At 58.0% G+C, this 5,080-nt stretch carries 4 protein-coding genes; 1 reads left to right on the top strand and 3 read right to left on the bottom strand.

The window, feature by feature from the left end; genetic code table 11:
* Positions 1-3,065: amino acid adenylation domain-containing protein (locus GA0061098_RS43120; RefSeq protein ID WP_165637988.1), on the bottom strand; the 3,065-nt coding region annotated here is incomplete at its 3' end.
* Between the two features lie 371 nt (positions 3,066-3,436).
* Positions 3,437-3,682 (bottom strand): hypothetical protein, encoded by a 246-nt coding sequence (locus tag GA0061098_RS44615; RefSeq protein WP_129591131.1) that lies wholly within the window; start codon positions 3,680-3,682, stop codon positions 3,437-3,439.
* Positions 3,683-3,963: 281 nt separating this feature from the next.
* Here GA0061098_RS44615 and GA0061098_RS44610 point away from each other — a divergent pair, with 281 nt between their 5' ends.
* A complete protein-coding gene (locus GA0061098_RS44610) occupies positions 3,964-4,830 on the top strand; it encodes a hypothetical protein (RefSeq protein WP_129591130.1) in 867 nt (288 codons plus the stop codon).
* Here the strand turns inward: GA0061098_RS44610 and GA0061098_RS45845 are convergent.
* The coding region (locus GA0061098_RS45845) for a hypothetical protein (protein WP_208610754.1) at positions 4,827-5,080 on the bottom strand (254 nt) is incomplete at its 5' end. The genes GA0061098_RS44610 and GA0061098_RS45845 overlap by 4 nt on opposite strands.

Raw genomic sequence — 5,080 nt, 5'->3', positions numbered from 1 at the left:
AGCTCGCTTCCCTCCAGCCCGTTCGAAGCTGCTTCCGGCGCACACACCACATAGGCGACAAGACGCTGCTCGCCGCCGGGGCCCTCGTGCGCCACCACCACCGCCTCGCGCACGAACGGCTGCTCGCAAAGCCGCGCCGCAATCTCGCCCGGCTCGATCCGGAAGCCGCGGATCTTCACCTGGTCGTCGTTGCGGCCCAAAAACTCCAGATTGCCGTCCGGCAGATAGCGCGCCAGATCGCCGGTGCGGTACAGCCGGTCGCCGTCCACAAAGGGACTGGCGATGAACCGCTCCGCGGTCAGCTCGGGCCGGTTCAGGTAGCCGCGCGCCACCCCCGCCCCGCCGACGTAGAGCTCCCCGACCGCGCCAAACGGAACCGGCGCACCATGACCGTCCAGCAGATAGACCACCGAATTCCGGATTGGTCGTCCCAGTGGCACCCGTTGCTGGCCATCGAAGCCAGCAGGCACCGGGTAGCACAGACTGAAGGTGGTGTTCTCGGTCGGGCCGTAGCCATTCGAGATTCGCAGCGTCGGATGTCGCTTCTGACATGCTCTGATGGAACTGGCTGAGACCTCTTCGCCCCCGACCAGCAGTTGCTGCAGCCCACTGGTGCTCCGCCCCTCCCCGACATAGACGTCGAACAACCGCGCAGTCATCCAAGCGATAGTGATGCCTTGGTCTTGGATGATCCGGGCCAGCGTTGCCGTCGAGAGACAGCGTTCAGGATAGAGCACAACACTGGCGCCGTTCGCCAAGGCTCCCCAGACTTCGAACGTGGTCGCATCGAATGTCGGCGAGGAAGCGTTGAGAAAAACGTCCTGCGGCGAGATCTCGACGAAATCGTTCTCCGCCACCAGACGCACCACTCCGCGATGCTCGACCATGACCCCCTTGGGGGTGCCTGTTGATCCGGAGGTGTAGATCACATAGGCGAGATGGCGTGAGGTGAGGCCAAGCGCGCGCGGGTCCGGATCCGACGCCGGCAGGTTTGCCCACGCCGGCATGGCCGTCTCCAGATCCACCACGCTCACATCGGCCAGCGCATCGGCGCCCAGCGCGGATCGGCCGGCCGCATCGGCCAGCAGCAGCCGCGGCGCCGCATCGTCGAGAACCTGCCGCAGCCGCGCCGATGGATAGGCCGGGTCCAGCGGCAGGTACGCCGCGCCCGCCTTGAGGATCGCTAAAAGCCCGACCACCATCGCCACGTTGCGCGCAACGCAGATCGCCACCGGCTGGTCCGGCCTGACCCCGAGCCCGATCAGATGATGCGCCAGGCGGTTGGCCCGCGCATTCAGCTCGCCATAGCTTAGCCGCTCCTCCTCATGGACCACCGCCACCGCGTCCGGCGCACGGCGAACCTGTGCCTCGAACAGCTCGTGGATGCACACGTGCGACGGATAGGCCGATGCCGTCCGGTTCAGCTCCTCCAGCAGATACGCGCGCTCAGCGGATGACAAGAGTTCAATCCGCCCCACCGGCTGCCGCGGATCTGCCTTCACAGCACATAGCAAATTTTGCAAATGCTGGGTCATACGGTCGATATGCTTGGGCTCCAAGCGATTTGCATCAAAGTGCCATCGAAAGCTCCCATCTAGAGCGCAAACCTCAAATGTTAACGCCTCACCGGGCAGGGCTGCCTCAGAAGTCGGGCTCGAAGCTAGGTCACCAGTGGCAGACTCGCCACTTACAGTAAGCATAACGCCAACGGGCCAGGGGCGGCGCAATCGTAACGCCTCCATACCGAGCAACGTTGGGCAGCGCGCGATAAGATCTCGCGCGAAGCTATCCTGCTCCTTCAGCTGAGCGAATTCGGCCGCCACCACCGTGCGAGCCTCTGCAAAATCATTGTCGAGATCGATGGTAATTGCCATCGGCACAACAGAAGCGACAAGCACCTCGAGCGCTTTCAAGCCCGCTCGCGATCCACTCGGCGCGGGAGTCCATCCCAATTGAAGCTCGAATTCTTCCGTGATGCGGGCTAGGTAGATCAGCCACGCCGTTAGCAAGAATTCCGTGCGATTACTGGGAGACAGCTCAGCCAAAGCACCTGGAATTCGCCATGAACTCAACTGCCATTGAGGTGCAGCCAAAGCTACTGAAGACGACAAAAAGGAAAGCTGGGATGTTTTGAACTGTTCAAGCCGCCGTCGCCAAAAACTCTCACGAGGCGCCAACATTTCATGCGCAACCGTTATGCTCCGCGCCTCGTCATCGCTCAGAATCGGGAGGCGGTCGCCTACATGGGAATCAGAACGCCTCGCGAGTGCCCGCGCATCCAGAGCCTTACGATCCAAGCTGCTAAGCCAAACATCAACATCCTCTGTCCCTGTCGCCACACGCCAGTGGCTGGGGTGGATCTCAACTAAAGACCCCGCAGCAAAGCCCGAGCGCCGAGCCGTCACCTCCAAGCGCCTGACGACGACAACCTCATCGCCTACGAGAGCCTTGGACAACCCCAATGGATTGGTATGATACGGGCCAAAGTCTAAGGCGCGCGTCATCGCTTCCAGATCTTGTGCGGATCGATCCCATCGCAGACAGCCCGCAGCATCTGGGCGTCGACCTTTCGGGAAAAAGCTTCGGTCCGCTAGCGCTTGCGGACGAGCACTAAGCTCTCCATTTGTTAAGCCAGTTAGAAGCTCGCGGAAGCCATCGATAGCAGCCTCATAACATTTGAGATTCAGCGTCAGCGCAGTATCGCTCGTCGCAATCAACACTTGGCGTTGGACGACCAGCTCACCAGTACCAACACCGTGATCGATACGATGCCACGTGATGCCATGTTCGGTCTCTCGGGCAAGAAGCGCCCAAGACGTCGCATGAGTTCCGGCATATCGCGGCAACGGACCGTCGTGGTAATTGAAAGTGCCTCTACGCGCTTTCCCAAACACATCTGCTGGCAATATGAACGGATTGGCAACGGAAAATATCCACTCGACTGGCTCGGCGTTGAGCAGCGCAGATAGCTCTTCAATGCTCGTCACACACAAGATATCGGCGAGAGCGGCCCAATCGCGGAATATGGCGTCGGCACACAGCGCCGCCCGGATCACGTGGCCCATCTCCATCACTAGCTGAGCACATCTAATAGCTAGCGTACCACCACCAACAAAGATGCAAGAGCCAACCGGTGTAGCAAGTTTCATCTGAACTCTTAGACAGGGGTTACGATGAAGGCACTAACGGATCACCCCGCATTTCAAGCAATCGACATACCAATGACGTACTGCGAGCGTTTCCTGAAGAAATAACGCGCGCTTCGCTCGAAATGCCGCCGTCGGACTTGGGACATCGACGTCCTGAACCAGACACAGCTCAGCACAACAATACGGAACTCATTGGCGACGATCACCGCATGGGCGTCCGCAAAGTCGTCGGAAGCTCTGCAACAGCCGCCGTCATCACCGCGCGTACAGCAGAATCTCCTTGGCGCTCACGTTAAGTAACGGACGCGCCAATGACCTTCTGCGAGCTCATTCTGAAGAAAACAATTCGCTTCTCGCCGGGCTGCCAGAATTTTTCCGTCATGCCGTCGGGCTTGGGACATTAACGCCTTGAACCGAACAGAGCTCAACACAACAGCACGCGCCGTCAACAGCGACGACCACTCAAGATCGGGCGCCCGCGCCTTGCCCGAATTGCCTTTGCGAGCCAAAATGCTCGCCGCTGCTTTCTCCATGTGGTCTGCTCGTCGAGTGAGAGAGGGTCCTGCGGCAGGGATTCCGCTCGATGTTGCAAAGTTCGCCACGCATCGCGTTTTCGCAGATTGGCCGGGGCTCGGCACTAAGTAGCGTTTTCGCTTAATGCCCGCTGACGTCTGTGGCACGGCCCTTGCTCGTGAGGCGACGAAAGCGACGAAGAACGGGTCCACGGCGAATGTCGCAACCACAACTGACTCCTGATCTCTCACATCGGCGCATGCTGTTGACCCTGGGGTGCAGCGGCTTGGATGTGACTTGCGTGATTGAGGCACTCAGTCGAGACTGTGTCATTTTGATTCGTAATGTCTCACCGAGCGAGGCGGACGGCCTCGTACATCAAATTGCCGGTGAACTGGGATTGCAAAAAAAGCTAGAGCTAGAGGCCGGCTTTTCCGATTTTCTTGGTCACCGACGACGGATCAACAAATACTTCATGAGCGTTAATTCCCGAGAAGATTATCAGTTTGTCACCCCGCATTCCGAAGGAGATAGAATATCTAATATGCAGTTGTCGTGCTTTTATTGTTTCGAGAATAGTAAAGACGGAGGAGAAACAATCCTATTGAACATCGACGACACAAGTGAGGCATGGGGACTTTTACGAGAAAAAACGACAAAAATATTACCTGGATCAAAACCATTGTCTCGGGGCATGATCACTCGTGCAAAAGCACTTTATCGTCTGAGCTCGCCGGATGACTATTTGGTACCAGATGACCAAATAGTAGCCGAGGTGAAATCCGAGATCCCGGGCCTTTTGCTGGCGATTGTTATGGCAAGGCCGAAAAGAAGCTTTTCCCTTCTCCTAGGGCGCGATGTGAATGTCCTTTGGGATAACATTGGTAGTGTTGACCAAAGCTGTCTTCACTTTTTCGTTCGGATGTTGCAGGAGCGCGAACTTCTCAAGTTCCCGCCGGACGGTTTTGAGTTGCACCAACTGGACCCCGTTAATGCAGGACGGAGTTGGTGTTCAGGCGCCGATTATGAGAAACTTTTTTGTGACGAGATTATTCTCAAGCTAAAACCAGGGGACCTTGTCATTCTGAACAACCTAACTTGGGCGCATGCGGTGAACAACTGGACATCGGCACCGGGCACTCGAAGGATAGCCGTGGCATTGGCCTAGCGTAGTCCCCACTTTTCCTGAAAGTTGAATCTTGCTTCAAGGGTGCATGAGCAGCATCCCTGGCCGTGAGAAGTCCAGCGTGACACCGCGCTGGTAGTGAAGTGCTCCCCAAAACTAGGCCAGCCGGCGCTGGAATTTTCCGGGGTTATGAAGTGCTCCCCAAAACTAGGCCAGCCGGCGCTGGAATTTTCCGGGGTTATGCTCATGCCGGCGGGGGCGCCGATGAGCCATTCAACAGCGATATCGGCGC

Source organism: Bradyrhizobium shewense, assembly GCF_900094605.1.
GTDB classification, from domain to species: Bacteria; Pseudomonadota; Alphaproteobacteria; order Rhizobiales; family Xanthobacteraceae; genus Bradyrhizobium; species Bradyrhizobium shewense.
This window is presented reverse-complemented; position numbering and strand designations above follow the sequence as displayed.

Bases quoted from the DNA above. Each gene is read 5' to 3' on its own strand.
- GA0061098_RS44615 (WP_129591131.1), bottom strand. From the start codon at position 3,682: ATGGAGAAAGCAGCGGCGAGCATTTTGGCTCGCAAAGGCAATTCGGGC.